The sequence below is a fragment of the Streptomyces sp. JJ66 genome (assembly GCF_019303495.1).
Classification (GTDB): domain Bacteria; phylum Actinomycetota; class Actinomycetes; order Streptomycetales; family Streptomycetaceae; genus Streptomyces.
Genome location: NZ_JAEVFI010000001.1, coordinates 37,969 through 54,812 on the forward strand (window position 1 = coordinate 37,969; position 16,844 = coordinate 54,812).

Below are 16,844 nucleotides of genomic sequence, written 5' to 3' on the forward strand. Positions count from 1 at the left end.
TGGCAGCCCCGGCGGCGGGCCTGCGGGCTGCGGGCGCGGGCCGTCACAGGGCGCGCAGGGCGCGGTCGAGGACGCGCAGGCCGAAGTGCAGGGCGTCGGCGGGCACCCGTTCGTCCACGCCGTGGAAGAGCGCGCCGTAGTCGAAGCCGGGCGGCAGCCGCAGCGGTGAGAAGCCGTACCCGGCGATGCCCAGGCGGGAGAACTGCTTGGCGTCGGTGCCTCCGGCCATGCAGTACGGCACGGCGTACGCGCCGGGGTCGAAGTGCTCGACCGCCTCGCACAAGGTGGCGTACGTCGGGGAGTCCACCGGGGCCTGGAGCGGGATCTCGCGGTGTGCGAACTCCCAGGAGACGTCGTCGCCGGTGAGCGCGTCCAGGGTGCGGACGAACTCGTCCTCGGCCCCCGGGAGCATGCGCCCGTCCACGTGTGCCGTGGCGCTGCCGGGAATGACGTTCACCTTGTAACCGGCGTCCAGCATGGTGGGGTTGGCGCTGTTGCGCAGCACGGGGCGGACCAGGGTGGCGGCCGAGCCGAGCTTGTCCAGCAGGGCGTCGGCGTCGAAGCCGGGCGCGTCCAGATCGCCGGTCTCGACGCCGTGCAGGGCGGCCAGCCGCCGCAGCGCGGCGCGGACCGTGGGCGTCAGGCGCACCGGCCACTCGTGGGCACCGATGCGCAAGACGGCGGCGGACAGCCGGGTGACGGCGTTGGCACGGTTGACCTTCGAGCCGTGTCCGGCGGTGCCGCGCGCCGTCAGCCGCAGCCAGGCGGTGCCGCGTTCGGCGGAGCCCACCGGGTACAGGCGCAGCCCGTCGTCGGTGTGGAAGGTGAACGCGCCGGACTCGCTCAGCCCCTCCGTGCACCCCTCGAACAGCTCCGGGTGCCGCTGGGCGAGGAAGCGGGCGCCGTACTCGGCGGTGTCCTCCTCGTCGGCGGTGAAGGCCAGCACCACGTCCCGGCGCGGGCGGACCCCCGCACGGGCCCAGGCCCGCATCAGGGTGAGGACCATCGCGTCCATGTTCTTCATGTCGATCGCGCCGCGCCCCCACACGCAGCCGTCCCGCAGCTCGCCGGAGAACGGGTGCACCCTCCACTCGGCCGGGTCGGCCGGGACGACGTCGAGGTGGCCGTGGACCAGCAGCGCGTCGGCCGCCGGGTCCGTGCCCGCGATCCGGGCGACGACGTTCGTCCGTCCCGGCGCCTTCTCCAGCAGCTGGGCCGCGATACCGGCGTCCGCCAGCTGCCCGGCGACGTACTCGGCCGCCGCGCGTTCGCTGCCGTCGCCACCGCCACGGTTGGTGGTGTCGCACCGGATCAGCTCGGCCGTGGCGCTCACCACCTCCTCCAGCGCCCTCGCGTCGATCGCCGCCGTGGCCACCACGTTCTCGCCGTTCTCGCCGTTCTCGCCGTTCTCGCCGCTGCCGCCTTCAGCCATACGCTTCCTCCACCGCCGCGGAGACGATCGTCGTCACCGCCTTGAAACACCGGATTCCCTCGTACATGTCGGGCGCGGTGTAGGCCACGCGCCGCTCCCCCGCGCGCTCCACGCCCGGCACCACCGTCGCCGCTCCGGCCAGGTGTTCGGCGTCGAACTCGACCGCCACCTCGTGCGCGGTGACCACCGGCTCGTGCCGCACCGCCAGGGCCACGGCCTCGCGGGCCGCCGCCTCGATGGCCGCCGCGGTCACGGCGGGTGCCCGGCAGACGGCGGCGTAGCGGGAGACGTAGTCCTTGACGGCCGCCGTGCGGGCGGTGGGCGCGTAGCCCTTGGCGTCCTGGCAGGCGCGGTCGTCCCCGGTGACGAGCACCACCGGCACCCCGAACTCGGCGCAGACCAGGGCGTTCAGCAGGCCCTCGCTGGCCCGGGCGCCGTCCACCCACACACCGGTGACCGAATTGGCCAGATAGGTGTGGGCCAGGACGCCTTCGGCCCCGGCTGCGGCGTGGTAGCCGACGAACGCCACCCCGTCCACGTCGCCGTGCTGCACCCCCTCGACCATCGACAGCGCCTTGTGCCGCCCGGTGAGCAGTTCGGCGCGTGCGTCGAGCTGTTCGAGCAGCAGGTTACGCATCGTCCAGTGTGCCTCGTTGACCAGCACCTCGTCGGCGCCCCCGGCGAAGAACCCGGCGACGGCGGCGTTCACGTCCCCGGTGAACAGTGTCCGGCAGCGCTCCCACTGGCGGTGACCGGGCAGCACGTCGTCCGGCCAGGTGACGCCGGTGGCGCCCTCCATGTCAGCGCTGACAAGGATCTTCATAGTCCGCACGTTACGCCACACGGCCCGCCCCGGGGGGTATTCCCCGGGGCCGGGAAGGGGCGGGACCGGACGGGCCTGGCTACCCCTTGCCCACCACCAGCCACTGCGAGGGCAGCTCCACCGGCGCGCCGTCGGCCCCGTGCTCCACCGTGCGCAGCGGCTCCCGCCCGGCCGCGAACACCGCGAGCCCCGCCGCTTCGCACACCACCCCGACCTCCGCGTCGTCCATCTCCATCGGCGTGAGGCCGTGGGTGAAGACCGCCGCCAGGCTCTCGGGGGGACCCTCCGGGCGCCGCATGAGCTCCGTCAGCGTGTCCTTCGCCGCCACCGCCGGTTCCACCAGGAACGCGCGACCGCGTGCCCCGAGGAGTACCGCGAGTGAAGCGGCGACGCGGGCCCGGCCCTCTGGTGTGCACTGGTGCAGCACACCGCGCATATAGACGTGGACGTCGCCCAGTTCGGCGTGCAGCGCGGCCGCGGCCTGTGCGTCCGTCAGGTCCAGAACCCGGAACTCCGCGCCGCCGGTGTCGGACAGTTCGCGGGCGCGGGCTATCGCGGCGGGTGAGAAGTCGACGCCGACGACCCGGGCGAAGTGGGCCGCGAGGATCACGCTCTGCGTGCCGTTGCCGCACCCGGCGTCCACGACCGGCAGTCCGGCGCTGAAGTGCGGGGCGAACAGCGGCAGCTGGCGTGCCACGGTGTGCTCGGGACCAGCGTCCCAGAACACGCTGCCCGGGGCGGGTGGTGCGGCGCGCCAGAAGGACTCCCACTGCTCGGTCGTCGTCATACCGTCCCGCATGCGCATCCCGCCCCGCTCTCTTTGTTTGTCAGCTATCCCGGTGTTCCCGGCTTCAGCGGCGCCTGGGCAGCGCCAGCTCGAACCACACGGTCTTACCCCGCGCGGTGCGGTTCGTACCCCATCGGTGGGCGATCCGGCTCACCACGCGCAGTCCGCGTCCCGCGTCGGCGTCCGGCGGGATGTTCAGCAGCTGCGGCAGTTCGGGGTCCTCGTCCCACACCTCGCACAGCAGCGCGTCGGTACGCACCAGACGCAGCTCGACGCGGTCACCGCGGGCGTGCTGTACCGCGTTGGCGACCAGCTCGCTCACCAGCAGCTCGGCGCTCTCCCGCACCGGCAGCGCCCACGCCGCGAGCTGTCGCCCCACCAGCTCCCGGGCCCGGGCGGCCGCGCGCGGCTGGGCGTCCAGCTCCCAGCGGGCGACATCCTCGGCCGTGATCCCGTTGAGCCGGGCCATCAGCAGCGCCACGTCGTCCCGTCGGCCGCCGGGTGCGGAGGAGCTGGCGGCGGCCAGCGAGCGGATGATGGTGTCGCAGGCGTCGTCCATGGACGCGGCCGGGTGCGCGGCGTACTCGCACAGCGCGGCCAGCCCGGCGCCGATGTCCTGGCCGCGTACCTCCACCAGGCCGTCGGTGCACATCACCAGCCGGTCGCCGGGCGCGACGGGGACGACGGCGGTCTCGAACGGCACGTCGCCCACGCCGATGGGCGCGCCGGTGGGCAGGTCGAGCAGTTCGCTGGTGCCGTCGGCGGCGTGCACGAGCACCGGCGGGATGTGACCGGCGTTGGCGATGTGCAGGCAGGAGCCGATCGGGTCATAGACGGCGTACAGGCAGGTGGCGAGGTAGGTGTCGCCGAGCCGCTGGGCGAGGTCATCCAGGGAGCGCAGAAGCTGGGCGGGTTCGAGGTCGAGCCCGGCCATGGTCTGCACGGCGGTGCGCAGCTGTCCCATCATGGCGGCGGAGTTCAGCCCGTGACCCATGACGTCGCCGACGACGAGCGCGGTGCGGGAGCCGGGGAGCTGCACGGTGTCGAACCAGTCGCCGCCGACCCGGCCGAGCCGGGTGCCCGGCAGGTACCGGGTGGCGGTGTCGCAGCCGGGCATGCGCGGCGCGATGCGCGGCAGCATGCTGTCCTGGAGGGTGTCGGCGACATTCTCCTGCAGCGTGTACATGCGCGCGTTGTCCAGCACGAGCCCGGCGCGGGCGGCGAGTTCGGCGCCGGTGACGCGGTCCATGTCGTTGAACTCGACGCGTCCGGCGTGCCGCAGCAGGATCATGAAACCGAGCACGACGTGACGGGCCTTCAGCGGCACGACCAGCATCGAGCGGCCGGTGATCAGCGGCCGGATGTCGCGCTTGTCGAACTGCGAGGCGATGGCGTGGCCCATCTCCTCGGTGATGGGCGGCACGAGCACCGGCTCGCCGCTGGTCATGCACTGGAAGAACGGGGTGTGGGCCGGGAAGGGCATGGACTCGCCGACGGGCACGACATCGTCCCAGCGGCCGGGTTCGTCGGTGTGCTCCACCGCCACCCGGTGCCACATGGTGGTGGTGTCCGGCACGCCGTCCGGGAAGCCCTCTCCGGCGACGACCTGCTCGCGCAGGTAGGTACCGGCCACGTCGGTGAAGCGCGGGACGACGGCGGCGCTGACCTCCTCGATGGTGCGGGCCAGGTCGAGCGAGGTGCCGATGCGCGAGCTGACCTCGTTGAGGAACTCCAGGCGCTCGCGGACGGCGGCGTACTCCAGGTCCGACTCCAGCTCGGCGGCGGCCGCGGCGGCCGCGGTGGCGTCAAGGTCGGTCTCGGCGGCGGCCCGCAGCAGGCGTTCGCGCCGCTCCACGCGCCGGGGCACGCCCCAGTCGGGGGTGACGGGCACCCGTTCCTGCTGGCTGATCTCCAGGACGGGGTAGCCGAGTTCGAGCACCTGGGAGGCGACGCGGGCGCTCTCCTGCGGGCTCATGCTGGGCAGGATCTCCGGCAGGCGGCGGGCGAGCGTGTCCGCGCCGGGGAAGTCGGTGTGCTGGGCGAGGCCCGGGGCGATGCGCTCGCCGAGGTCGCGCCCGCCCGGGTCCTCGCGGGTGGCGCCGGGTTCACGCAGGGCGCCTATGCCGGTGGCGAGGACGAGCAGGCGTTCCGGGCCGGGGCCGACGAGTGGGTAGGCCCACCACAGCACGTCCTCACTGCCGCTCCCCTCGGTGCCCCGGGCCCGGCCCGTCGTGGCGTAGCCGGTGGCGTAGGACGCGTCGTCGCGCAGCCCGGCCTCCCAGCCGGGATCGCCGAAGGCGCCGGAGACCGGGAGGAGTTCGACCGCCGGGCGGCCCACCGCCTCCGCGCGGGTGGCGCCGAAGAGCTTGCGGGCGCCAGTGCTCCAGTGCGAGACGCGGCCCGCCCCGTCGATCACCACGACGGCGAGTGGCACGCGCCCGGTGTGCCCGGGGACTGCCGGCTGCTGGTGCTCCATGCGCTGCGGGTCTCCTTCCAGGGGTGCCCGGTTCCCACCGTAGGGTCGCGCGGGGGTTCGCGCCGCACGTTCGCGGGAAAAGGGGCGCACGCCCGGCACACGTGAGTGACTTGGCGTCAACTCTTGTGCGCCACACCGCAGTAGAAGGCAACCTCCTCGGCCTCCTCCGGCTCGCCGAACGGCGCTGGCTCTGGACGCCACCGGGAGCAGGAGACAACACCGGGCTCCAGCAGGTCCAGCCCGTCGAAGAACCCGGCCACCTGCTCCGGCGTACGCTGGGTCAGCTTCGGGGTGCCCACCGCGTTCCAGAACCGCACCGCCTCGTCCACGTCCTCGAGCCCGGGACCGGTGATGGTGTGGGACAGCACGAGGTAGCTGCCCGGTGGCATCGCGTCCATCAGCTGGCGCACGACGCGGTACGCCTCGTCGGTGTCGGCGACGAACATGGCGACGCCGAGCAGCATCACCGCCGTGGGCCGGGACAGGTCGAGCGTCTTGCGCGCCTGGTCGAGGATCACCCCGGGGTGGTGGAGGTCGGCGTCGATGTAGTCCGTGGCGCCTTCGGGTGTGCTGGTGAGCAGGGCCCGGGCGTGGGTGAGGACGAGGGGGTCGTTGTCGACGTAGACGATGCGCGCCTCAGGCGCGACCCGCTGCGCGACCTCGTGGGTGTTGTCCGCGGTGGGCAGCCCGGTGCCGATGTCGAGGAACTGGCGGATACCGGCCTCGCCCGCGAGGTGGCGCACCGCGCGCCCGAGGAACGCGCGGTCGGCGCGGGCGTAGTCCAGGATGCCCGGGTGCAGGCGCTTGATCTCGTCCCCTGTGCCCCGGTCAACCTCGTAGTTGTCCTTGCCGCCCAGCCAGTAGTTCCACATCCGCGCCGAATGCGGCTTGGTGCTGTCGATCGCCGCGTTCGTGCCGTTCACAGCGCTCGCGGCGGTGGTGCCCGCGGGGTGCTCCGTCATACCAACTCCCGTTATCGCGCGGCCCAGTGGGCGCCAGCGTACCTCCCGTCGGCAGGCCACGGGCCTGGTGTTCGAACGCTGGCCGCACCGGGCCGGAGCAGGGCAGCGGGGTGCCCGGGGCGGCGTCAGCTCACCGCTGCCGCCAGGCGCGCCAGCACGTCGTCGTAGATGCGGCCCAGCCCCTTCGGCGCGAACGTGCGCTCGAAGAAGCCGCCGATGCCTCCCGCGCCCTGCCACGTGGTGTGGACAGTGACCCGGCTGGTGTCCTGCGCGGAGCCAGGGGTGACCGTCCACGTCGTCACCATGGAGGAGTTGCGGTCGCGCTCGGTGAGGCGGCCCGGTGAGGGCTCCTCGACGTCGAGCAGGCAGTCGCGCACACGCTTGCTCGTCGCCTGGAGCTTCCAGTGGACGACGGTGCCCGTGCCCTGTCCGCCCTCGCGCACCTCGTACTCGCTGAAGTGCTCCGGCAGCAGCCGCTCGCGCGTGCTCCGGTAGTCAGCGAGGGCGGCGAAGACACCTTCCGGCGCCGCCGCGATCTCCCGCTCCCTGCTGACCTCGACCTGTGCCATGCCGTTCCTCCTACGCGATCAGTGCTGCGTGCGCGCCGCCATCCCACCACCGCACGGGCGCGCCGCGCCAATCCGCGTGCGGCCCGGTTGACAGACAGGCGCACGAACGTGTGTTCTATTTATGGAGATGGGGGTGGTCAGCGACAGGAGGAGGCAGGCATGCGCTGGGAGCACCTGAGCGGAGACGGTCCGGCGGCGCTGTTCGAGGCGGACGCCGTCACCACGCGCACGTTCGACACCCCGGAGTTCCGTGGGGTCACCTTTCACGAAGTGCGGGCACGTTCGATTCTCAACCGGGTGCCCGGCGCGTCCCGGATGCCGTTCGACTGGACGGTGAACCCCTACCGTGGCTGCACCCACGCCTGCGTGTACTGCTTCGCCCGCGCCACGCACAGCTACCTCGACCTGGACACCGGCGTGGGTTTCGACTCCCAGATCGTGGTGAAGACCAATGCCCCCCAGCTGCTGCGCCGCGAGCTGGCGTCGCCGCGCTGGCGGGGCGAGCACGTGGCCATGGGCACCAACGTGGACTGCTACCAGCGCGCCGAGGGCCGCTACCAGCTGATGCCGGGCATCCTCACCGCGCTGCGCGATACCGCCAACCCATTCTCCATCCTCACCAAGGGCACGCTGATCCTGCGCGACCTGGACCTGCTGCGCTCGGCAGCGGCGGTGACGGAGGTCGGGGTGGCCGTCTCCGTCGGCTTCACCGACGAGGAGCTGTGGCGCACGGTCGAGCCGGGCACCCCGGCGCCCGAACGGCGGCTGGAGGCGGTGCGCACACTCACCGGAGCCGGTATCGGCACCGGCGTGCTGATGGCCCCGGTGATCCCGTTCCTCAGCGACAGCCCCGCGCAGCTGCGGGCCACCGTGCGGGCCATCGCCGCCGCTGGCGCCAGCTCGGTCACACCGCTCGCGCTGCACCTGCGCCCAGGCGCGCGGGAGTGGTTCATGGCGTGGCTGGCCCGGCACCACCCGCACCTGGTGCGGCCGTACGAGGCGCTGTACGCGGACGGGCCGTACGCGCCGAAGTGGTACCAGCGCCGCATCACCGGCCAGGTGCACGAACTGGCGGCCGAGTACGGGATCGGCCCGTCCCGCGCCGACGCACCCCGCCGCCTCCAGGCGCATCACCCGCCGCCGCAGGAGGAGCCCGACTCCGCAGGCGTGCAGCTGACGCTGCTGTAACGGACGACCGGCGACCGTGCGTCCACTCGTGCTCCGCTCGGCTCACCCGGCACGACGCGATTGAGCCCCCGACAGGGGCCAGTTGGCAGCGTCGGCTCAGCACTGCGGACCCGTTCGCACGGGGGCCGCAGGCACGTACCCCGATGCAGGGCCGGGGGTACTGTTCTGTTGTCGAGGCAGAACGGAGCGCAGTATGCCCCTGCACACTGACGAGCACACCGGCGCACGTGTCGCGCACGCGCGTAAGGTCCGCCGACTGACCCAGCGAGAACTCGCCGACCTGTCCCACGTCTCGTACAGCACCATCACGAAGGTGGAGCAGGGCGTCATGCCCGCAAGCCCTTCGGTTATCGGTGCACTGGCGCGTGCCCTGTCCATCCCGGTCGCTGAACTGACCGGCCAGCCATACCTCGAAGAACTGCGCCGTGACCAACTGGACGGGCTCATCCAGCCGATCCGTGAAGCGCTGGACGTATACGACCTCGGTCCCGATCCGGACGTCGCACCTCGGGTGTTGGAGGATGTGGCCCGGGACGCTGAGCAGTTGTGCGCCCTCGTACGCGCCACCGACCTCAAGGCAGTGGCCACGACGCTGCCGAGCCGCATCCACGAAGCCACGACGGCGGCCCACTCCGATGCCTCAGACCGGTCCTGGCAGGTGCTCGCGTCCACCTACCGGACCGCCTACGACGTGACGACGAAGCTCGGTTACCACGACCTGTGCACGGTCGCCCTTGACCGCATGGAGTGGGCGGCACAGCATGCCTCGGACCCGGTGCTCTCCGGGGTGCGTCAGTACATGCGCGCCCTGGCCTATCTCCGAGCGGGCCAGTACCGAACCGGCAAGCGTCTGGTCAGTCTCGGACTCGCCACGCTGGACGGCGCCCCGAGCAGCCGGGAGCGCGACGTGGCGTCCGGGCAGCTTCACCTCGGGGCGTCCGTGCTGTGCGCACGCAGTCAGGACGGGGACGCGGCACAGGGGCACCTTGACGAAGCCGAGCGGATCGTGGCGCGTACCGGCCCTGCTGAGCGCGTGCACTGGCTCGCCTTTGGCCCGACGAACGTCGGCGTGCACCGCGTGGCGGCACTGGCCGAACAGGACTTGTACCCCGAAGCCGTCGAGACGGCTTCCACGCTCACGATCCCCGAGAATTGGCCGAAGTCGCGCACCAGCCACCACTACGCCGAGGTCGCCCGCGCCCAGCTGTGGATGGGCCGCACCGAATCGGCGTTCAAGAGCCTCCAGCACGCACGGAAGGTGGCCCCCCAGCAGACGAAGTACCACCCCTTGGTCCGGGAGACTTACGCCGGGCTGGAGTCCGCCAAGCGCAGGATGCCGGAGACCTTCTTGAACTTCGGCGCATGGCTGGGCGTATGACTAAGAGTCACCCTTTGGCCGACGCTATCAGCGAGCCCTGATAGTTTCTGTCTGTGCATGTCGAGAGGCTGTGAGTGACAGCACCCCCGCGACCGCGCGACCGGCCCGGGGGCATGGCCCACGCTTACTGGAGCGTCGACATGATCGAGACTATCCGCCCCTGGTTCGAACCGGTGAGGGGGCTTGCGGTCCCACTGACCAGCCGCCCGCCCTCCGCCGCGCGCCGTCGTCCTGTCCCGCCGTCGCAGCCGGCACCGAGGCTGTGGGCGTGCCGACCGGGAAACACGATCATCGACTCCGACGCCCGTCCGGTGGTTCGGCCCCACCTCGTCGCGCACGAGCAGCACCAGCGGCGGCAGGCCCTGGCGTTTGCCCTCGACGGTGTCAACGTCGGCGCCGAGGGTATCCACGGCGGGTACGCCGGGAGGTTGGCGTGAACGTGCTCACGTGCGGCGCTCACCACCCCGGCGAGCGCTACCGGCCCTTCGGCCACCCCGACCGCTTCCCCTGCACCGAGCCAGCAGACCATGACGGCCTGCACCGGAACCGGCACGGCGCCGAGTGGGGGCCAGAGCGGCCCGTCAGCGGCCCGCTTGACCCAAACAAGGTCTGCAACCTGTGCAGGCAGCCCGGTGCGGAGATCATGATTGACCTCTTCGAGCGGAGCAGCGGACCCGCGTTCGCGCACTACGGCTGTAAGGAGTGCGCCCGCTGGTACGCGGGGCAGCCTCACTCCCCCGACTGGCTCAAGGCCGAGATGGGTAGGGAGGTGACACCCGATGGATGCTAACTGGCGCATTGAAATGATCACCGGGCAGCCCCTCCGGCTGAGCGAGAACGGGCGCATCATCGTGCCGCTCTGGCTCCTGCGGAACGAACGACACCACGCGGACCTGTCGCTGACGCTGCCTCTGCACGAAGCTGAGTCACTGCACGCCCGGCTGTGTCGCCTGCTCGCCACAGCGAACGGCGAACAGACCGAGCAGGTACCACCCTGCCGCTGAGCCCTCAACCCAGCTCAGCACGTCGCCCGCTTGCCCCCTCGGCGCAAGCGGGCGACGCTGACGTAACGAGAGTTGACTCCGCAGGCGTGCGGCTGAGGCTGCTGTGGCGAACGACCGGTGACCGTGCGGACCTGGGGGCCGGGCGGAGGGCATATCCGTTGGCGCGGTGCTCGGCCACGGGCCATGCTGTCCCGGTGCTGATCAGAGAAGCGACCGAAGAGGACTGGCCCGCGATGTGGGCCTTCATGGAAGGCGTCATCCGGGCGGGCGACACCTACACCTACGACCGCGACCTCACCGAGGAGCAGACCCGCGACTCCTGGCTGGTGCCGCTGCCAGGCCGGGCGTTCGTCGCCGTGGACGACGACGGCAGGATGCTGGGCACCTCAAAGGTGACCCGCAACCACGGGGGCGGCGGCGCGCACATCGCGAGTGCCAGCTACATGGTGGCCCCGGGCCACCATGGGCGCGGGGTCGGCCGGGCGCTGGGCGAGCACTCGCTTCAGTGGGCCAGGGCGGCCGGGTTCCGGGCGATGCAGTTCAACGCCGTGGTGGAGACCAACACCCGGGCCGTGGCCCTGTGGCACTCGCTCGGCTTCGCGACCATCGCCACGCTGCCGGGCGGGTTCGAGCACCCGGACCAGGGCTTCGTCGGCCTGCACATCATGTATCGGGAATTGTAGAGGCAGCCTCCCCCGCGCCGCGCCCGTAGGCGCGGGGGTACAGGCCGGGGGCGGTCCCGGCGGTGTCCCCGGCCGCGCTCCCCTTGCGCCGTTGGCGGTTCGGGCAGGCTTCTTTGCCGCCTCCCCGCACCCGCCTCGCATCCGGCGGGTTCGTACCGCCGGATGCGGCCATCAGGCGGGTGGCAGGGCCGCGAGCGCGGCGGCGGCGAGCTCAGCCAGTGGTGGGCGGGCGGCGGCCTGCTCCAGGACGGGCCGGGCCCGGGCGTCGCCCAGCTGGCCCAGCCCCTCGGCGCAGGCGCGCGCGACCGGCCAGTGGTGCGGCGGCCCGGCCAGCAACCGCGCCAGCAGCGCGGTGAGCGTCGGTACGGACTCCGGCGCGCGCAGCGCGGCCAGCAGGCGCACCGGGTGCAGGGCGTAGGCGGTGCGCAGCTCGTTGGCGGCCAGCGCGGCGGCGGCGCGGGCGGTGCGCGGGTCCCCCAGCCGCAGCAGGGCCGCGGCGGCGGCCTCACCCCGGGCCGGGTCCCGGTAGTTCAGGAGGAACACGAGCGTCTCGAAGGCCCGCGCGTCCCCGGCCTCGGCCAGCGCGCACGCCGCACGCTGCTGGGCGTCCACGGGGTGGCCGGGCTCGCTCAGCGTCCGCGCGTACTCGTCGAGCCGGTCCATACGGTGGGGTTCCCCGCTCTCGCTCCTTTCCGAACCTGGACAACTCCCCGGGCGTCCTTTCAGTGCCTCGCCGCTGTCCGGAAAGCGCCGGGCGGGCTTCACCGCCCTTATCTAAGGTCCCTCGCGGTTGCCAGGCGGAGGTGCTGGAGGTGGCGCGGCCCGTGCGGCGGAAGGCTGAGGGGTGGGTGCCCACCGGGTTTCGGGAAGGCGGGTCCCCCGGCTGAAGGCTGGGGGCGGACCGTGGCGGGGACCACACGGGCCGGGGTATGGCGTTCCCATTACTGACCAGTTAACCTGCTCATCAGAGCGGGACACCCGCTCAGGCGGTCTGGTGACGCAGCCGCCGAGAGTGCAAAGCGGTTCAGCTGACACGCGCGGCCCGGGGCAGGGGCCGTGCCGATTCCCTCACCCAACCTGACCAGGCACGTCCGCATGGCGGCGGTCCACCACGCCCCGCAGGCGCCGGTCAGCACCCTCGTTCTCAAGTCGTCACCCCTGGAGTCCCGTGATGGACCGTCCCTCCCTCAGCACCGTGGCCGTCGTCGGCCTCGGCACCATGGGCACCGGAATCTCCGAAGTCCTGGCCCGCGCGGGCCGCGAGGTCATCGGCATCGACGTCAGCGAGGAGGCGGCCGCGCAGGCCGTGACCGCGCTGGAGACCTCCACCGCCCGTGCCGTGGCGCGCGAGAAGCTGACCGAGCAGGAGCGGCGGAGCATCCTCGCCCGCTTCCGCACCTTCACCGACCTGAACGCCGTGGCCGAGGCCGGGCTCGTGATCGAAGTCGTGCCCGAGGACTACGCGCTCAAGCACGAGGTCCTCCGGGCGCTGGACGAGATCGTCAAGCCCACCGCGATCCTCGCCACCGGTACCAACGCGCTGTCGGTGACCCGGCTGGCCGCCGACTCCGCGCACCCCGAACGCGTCGTGGGGCTGCACTTCTTCAATCCGGCGCCCGCGATGAAACTGGTCGAGGTGGTCTCCTCGGTGCTCACCGCGCCGGACGCGGTGGAGGCGGTGACCTCGCTCGTCCAGCAGCTGGGCAAGGAGCCGATCCGGGCCGGGGACCGGCCGGGGTTCGTCGCCGACGGCCTGCTGTTCGGCTACCTCAACCAGGCTGCGGCCATGTACGAGGCGCGGTACGCCACCCGGGAGGACATCGACGCGGCGATGAGGCTCGGGTGCGGCCTGCCCATGGGGCCGCTGGAGCTGCTGGATCTCATCGGCGTGGACACCGCCCGCACCGTGCTGGAGGCGATGTACGCCGAGTCGCACGACCGGCTGCACGCCCCGGCCCCGATCCTGGGCCAGCTGACCCGGGCCGGGCTGACCGGACGCAAGGCGGGGCGCGGCTTCTACACCTACGACGCCCCCGGCTCGGCCACCGTCGTCCCCGACGCCCTCACCCCGGCCGCCGACGCCACGGCCGCCGCGCCGCGCGAGGTGCGGTCGGTGGGCGTCGCGGGATCGGGCACGATGGCCAGCGGCATCGCGGAGGTCTTCGCCAAGGCCGGGTACGCCGTCACCCTCGTCGCGCGCAGCCAGGAGAAGGCCGAGACGGCCACGGCGCGCATCGCCTCCTCGCTGGACCGCTCGGTGAAGAAGGGTCGCATGAGCGCCGAGGACCGCGACGCGGTGCTCGGGCGGGTGACGCCCGCCGGTTCGCTGGAGGCCATGGCCGGGGTGGACCTCGCCGTGGAGGCCGTCGCGGAGGACCTGGCCGTCAAGCAGGAGCTGTTCGGCACGCTGGACCGCGTCTGCAAGCCCGGCGCCGTCCTGGCCACCACCACCTCCTCGCTGTCCGTCGTCGCCTGCGCCCGCGCCACGAGCCGCCCGCAGGACGTCATCGGTATACACTTCTTCAACCCGGCGCCCGCGATGAAGCTGGTGGAGGTGGTGCGCACGGTGCTGACCGGCGACGACGTGCACGCCACCGTGCGCGCCGTGTGTACGAAGATCCGCAAGCACCCGGTGGACTGCGGCGACCGCGCCGGGTTCATCGTCAACGCCCTGCTCTTCCCGTACCTGAACAACGCGGTGAGGATGCTGGAGGAGCACTACGCGACGCTGGAGGACATCGACGCGGCCATGAAGCTCGGCGGCGGTTACCCGATGGGTCCGTTCGAGCTGCTGGACGTCGTCGGCCTGGACGTCTCCCTGGCCATCGAGCAGGTGCTGTACCGGGAGTTCCGCGAGCCCTCGCTGGCGCCCGCGCCGCTGCTGGAGCACCTGGTGGCGGCCGGATGCCTGGGACGCAAGTCCGGGCGGGGCTTTCGCGAGTACGCCCGTCGGTGAGCGCCCCCACCGGGTGGGGCGGGCTGCTGGAGCCCTCGGCTGGCGGCCCGCCTCCCCCGCTTCGCGGCCCGTGTAACGTTCCCCACATGTCGCAGCCCGCCAAGTCTTCCCCTACGCCTTCCCGCAGCTCCGCGTCCTCCCAGCGCCTGAAGATGCGCCGGGAGCTGGCCGCGGCGGCGATGGAGCTGTTCGCCAGCAAGGGGTACGAGGAGACGACGGTTGACGAGATCGCCGCCGCCGCGGGCGTGGCCCGGCGCACCTTCTTCCGCCACTTCCGCGCCAAGGAAGAGGCGATCTTCCCCGACCACGACGACACCCTGGAGCGCGCCAAGGCCGTCCTGGAGGCCGCGCCGCCGCACGAGCATCCGCTGGACACGGTGTGCCGGGGGATCAAGGAGGTCATGCGCATGTACGCGGCCTCCCCCGCGGGCAGTGTCGAGCGCTACAAGCTGACGCGGGAGGTCCCGGCGCTGCGGGAGCGGGAGATCGCCTCCGTGGCACGGTATGAGCGGCTGTTCACGCGCTATCTGCTGGGTCACTTCGACGAGGCGGCGCACCGGGACGGCGATGACGATCCGCTGCTGGCGGAGGTCGCGGCGTCCGCGGTGGTCACCGCGCATAACCATGTGCTGCGGCGGTGGCTGCGCTCGGGGGCGCGCGGTGACGTCGAGGCGCAGCTGGACCGGGCCTTTGCCATCGTGCGGTCCACGTTCGGCACGGGTTTCGGGGCGCGCAGCGCCGCGCTGGGCGCCGGGGTGCCGCAGCGGGCCGCTGCCGCCCCGGCCGCTGCCGCCGAGGGCGACGTGCTGGTCACGGTGGTCCGCACGGACACCCCCCTCCCCCAGATCATGCGCACGATCGAGCAGGCGCTGGCCCCGCACCGGGGGTGACCGGCGTCCCTCGTCCGCCCCGGCTGGCCGTCTTCCGCCAGCCGGGGCTTCTTGCTGAGCACGCTGCTGGGTAGCGCGCCACCGGTACGCGGGGACGGGTGGGCGGAACGGTCTCAGCACAGCAAATGGCACCGGGTGTCTTGTGGGCTGGCACTGCGTGTCATATGGTGAGGGCGTCGGCCACGGGCGCTGTCCCCGCGGTACATCCACACCGCGCGCCCGGCCACGCCTGCGTCACCAGGCGAAACGCGCACCCCGCGTACCGCGCGTCAGCGCACCACGTCATTGCGGCGAACCGCATTGCCTCACATCCCACCCGCGTCCCCGTCCACGCTCGCCGGAGGCATACCGTGACTCACCCGATTCTCGACGCGATCCTCTCCCCCGACAGCACCAAGGAAGACTTCGCCGCCCTGCCCCTGCCCGAGTCCTACCGCGCGATCACCGTGCACAAGGACGAGCAGGAGATGTTCCAGGGCCTGGAGACCCGGGACAAGGACCCGCGCAAGTCGCTGCACCTGGACGACGTGCCCGTGCCCGAGCTGGGGCCGGGCGAGGCCCTGGTGGCGGTCATGGCCAGCTCCGTCAACTACAACTCGGTGTGGACGTCGATCTTCGAGCCGGTCTCCACCTTCGGTTTCCTGGAGCGCTATGGCAGGCTCTCCCCGCTTGCCCAGCGGCACGACCTGCCCTACCACATCATCGGCTCCGACCTGGCGGGCGTCGTGCTGCGCACCGGCCCCGGCGTCCACACCTGGAACCCGGGCGACGAGGTGGTCGCGCACTGCCTGTCGGTGGAGCTGGAGTCCGCCGACGGCCACAACGACACCATGCTCGACCCCGAGCAGCGCATCTGGGGCTTCGAGACCAACTTCGGCGGCCTGGCCGAGATCGCCCTGGTCAAGTCCAACCAGCTCATGCCCAAGCCCCAGCACCTGAGCTGGGAGGAGGCCGCCGCCCCGGGCCTGGTGAACTCCACCGCCTACCGCCAGCTCGTCTCGCGCAACGGCGCGGGCATGAAGCAGGGCGACAACGTCCTCATCTGGGGCGCGAGCGGCGGCCTGGGCTCCTACGCCACCCAGTTCGCCCTCGCCGGCGGCGCCAACCCCATCTGCGTGGTCTCCAGCGACCAGAAGGCGGAGATCTGCCGCTCGATGGGCGCCGAGGCGATCATCGACCGCAACGCCGAGGGCTACAAGTTCTGGAAGGACGAGCGCACCCAGGACCCCAGGGAGTGGAAGCGCTTCGGCAAGCGCATCCGCGAGTTCACCGGCGGCGAGGACATCGACATCGTCTTCGAGCACCCCGGCCGCGAGACCTTCGGCGCCTCCGTCTACGTCACCCGCAAGGGCGGCACGATCACCACCTGCGCCTCGACCTCGGGCTACATGCACGAGTACGACAACCGCTACCTGTGGATGTCGCTCAAGCGCATCATCGGCTCCCACTTCGCCAACTACCGCGAGGCGTGGGAGGCCAACCGGCTCATCGCCAAGGGCAAGATTCACCCCACCCTCTCCAAGACCTACAGCCTGGAGGACACCGGGCAGGCGACCTTCGACGTGCACAAGAACCTGCACCAGGGCAAGGTCGGCGTGCTGTGCCTGGCGCCCGAGGAGGGCATGGGCGTCAGCGACCCGGAGACGCGCGCCAAGCACCTGGACGCGATCAACCGCTTCCGGAACGTCTGAGCACC

Annotated in this window: 15 protein-coding genes; 8 read left to right on the plus strand and 7 right to left on the minus strand. The window is 72.1% G+C overall.

Annotated elements, in window-relative coordinates:
• Positions 1–43: 43 nt before the first annotated feature.
• From JJV70_RS00200 to JJV70_RS00225, 6 genes are all read right to left on the minus strand, one after another.
• Complete coding sequence (locus JJV70_RS00200; protein WP_219045416.1) at positions 44–1,432, minus strand: M20/M25/M40 family metallo-hydrolase; 1,389 nt, start codon at positions 1,430–1,432, stop codon at positions 44–46.
• Positions 1,425–2,255, minus strand: coding sequence for a M55 family metallopeptidase (locus JJV70_RS00205; RefSeq protein WP_219045417.1), 831 nt, complete (start codon positions 2,253–2,255; stop codon positions 1,425–1,427). The genes JJV70_RS00200 and JJV70_RS00205 overlap by 8 nt, the downstream gene beginning before the upstream one ends.
• Before the next feature lie 79 nt (positions 2,256–2,334).
• Complete coding sequence (locus tag JJV70_RS00210) at positions 2,335–3,042, minus strand: class I SAM-dependent methyltransferase (RefSeq protein WP_219045418.1); 708 nt, start codon at positions 3,040–3,042, stop codon at positions 2,335–2,337.
• A 64-nt stretch (positions 3,043–3,106) separates the two neighbouring features.
• Positions 3,107–5,518, minus strand: coding sequence for a SpoIIE family protein phosphatase (locus JJV70_RS00215; protein WP_219045419.1), 2,412 nt, complete (start codon positions 5,516–5,518; stop codon positions 3,107–3,109).
• Positions 5,519–5,634: 116 nt separating this feature from the next.
• Complete coding sequence (locus tag JJV70_RS00220; protein WP_219045420.1) at positions 5,635–6,480, minus strand: SAM-dependent methyltransferase; 846 nt, start codon at positions 6,478–6,480, stop codon at positions 5,635–5,637.
• A gap of 125 nt (positions 6,481–6,605) precedes the next feature.
• The gene (locus tag JJV70_RS00225) at positions 6,606–7,049 is read right to left on the minus strand and encodes an SRPBCC family protein (protein ID WP_219045421.1); all 444 of its coding nucleotides are present in this window, start codon (positions 7,047–7,049) and stop codon (positions 6,606–6,608) included.
• Between the two features lie 159 nt (positions 7,050–7,208).
• Between JJV70_RS00225 and JJV70_RS00230 the strand changes: the two genes are divergently transcribed.
• From JJV70_RS00230 to JJV70_RS00250, 5 genes are all read left to right on the plus strand, one after another.
• Positions 7,209–8,237: an Rv2578c family radical SAM protein gene (locus JJV70_RS00230; protein ID WP_219045422.1), complete on the plus strand. Its 1,029-nt coding sequence runs from the start codon at positions 7,209–7,211 to the stop codon at positions 8,235–8,237.
• A 193-nt stretch (positions 8,238–8,430) separates the two neighbouring features.
• Positions 8,431–9,615, plus strand: a complete 1,185-nt coding sequence (locus tag JJV70_RS00235; RefSeq protein ID WP_219045423.1) for a helix-turn-helix domain-containing protein — start codon at positions 8,431–8,433, stop codon at positions 9,613–9,615.
• 433 nt (positions 9,616–10,048) lie between these two features.
• Positions 10,049–10,405: a hypothetical protein gene (locus JJV70_RS00240; RefSeq protein ID WP_219045424.1), complete on the plus strand. Its 357-nt coding sequence runs from the start codon at positions 10,049–10,051 to the stop codon at positions 10,403–10,405.
• Positions 10,395–10,619 carry a hypothetical protein gene (locus JJV70_RS00245; protein WP_219045425.1) on the plus strand — a complete coding sequence of 75 codons (225 nt, stop codon included), beginning with the start codon at positions 10,395–10,397 and terminating at the stop codon, positions 10,617–10,619. The genes JJV70_RS00240 and JJV70_RS00245 overlap by 11 nt, the downstream gene beginning before the upstream one ends.
• 194 nt (positions 10,620–10,813) lie before the next feature.
• A complete protein-coding gene (locus JJV70_RS00250; protein ID WP_219045426.1) occupies positions 10,814–11,302 on the plus strand; it encodes a GNAT family N-acetyltransferase in 489 nt (162 codons plus the stop codon).
• A 171-nt stretch (positions 11,303–11,473) separates the two neighbouring features.
• Here JJV70_RS00250 and JJV70_RS00255 read toward each other — a convergent pair whose 3' ends face one another.
• The gene (locus tag JJV70_RS00255) at positions 11,474–11,965 is read right to left on the minus strand and encodes a HEAT repeat domain-containing protein (RefSeq protein WP_219045427.1); all 492 of its coding nucleotides are present in this window, start codon (positions 11,963–11,965) and stop codon (positions 11,474–11,476) included.
• Positions 11,966–12,473: 508 nt separating this feature from the next.
• Between JJV70_RS00255 and JJV70_RS00260 the strand changes: the two genes are divergently transcribed.
• From JJV70_RS00260 to ccrA, 3 genes are all read left to right on the plus strand, one after another.
• Positions 12,474–14,258: a 3-hydroxyacyl-CoA dehydrogenase family protein gene (locus JJV70_RS00260; protein ID WP_219045428.1), complete on the plus strand. Its 1,785-nt coding sequence runs from the start codon at positions 12,474–12,476 to the stop codon at positions 14,256–14,258.
• A gap of 86 nt (positions 14,259–14,344) precedes the next feature.
• A complete protein-coding gene (locus JJV70_RS00265) occupies positions 14,345–15,148 on the plus strand; it encodes a TetR family transcriptional regulator (RefSeq protein ID WP_219045429.1) in 804 nt (267 codons plus the stop codon).
• Between the two features lie 350 nt (positions 15,149–15,498).
• Complete coding sequence (gene ccrA / locus JJV70_RS00270; RefSeq protein WP_219045430.1) at positions 15,499–16,839, plus strand: crotonyl-CoA carboxylase/reductase; 1,341 nt, start codon at positions 15,499–15,501, stop codon at positions 16,837–16,839.
• Positions 16,840–16,844: the final 5 nt, after the last annotated feature.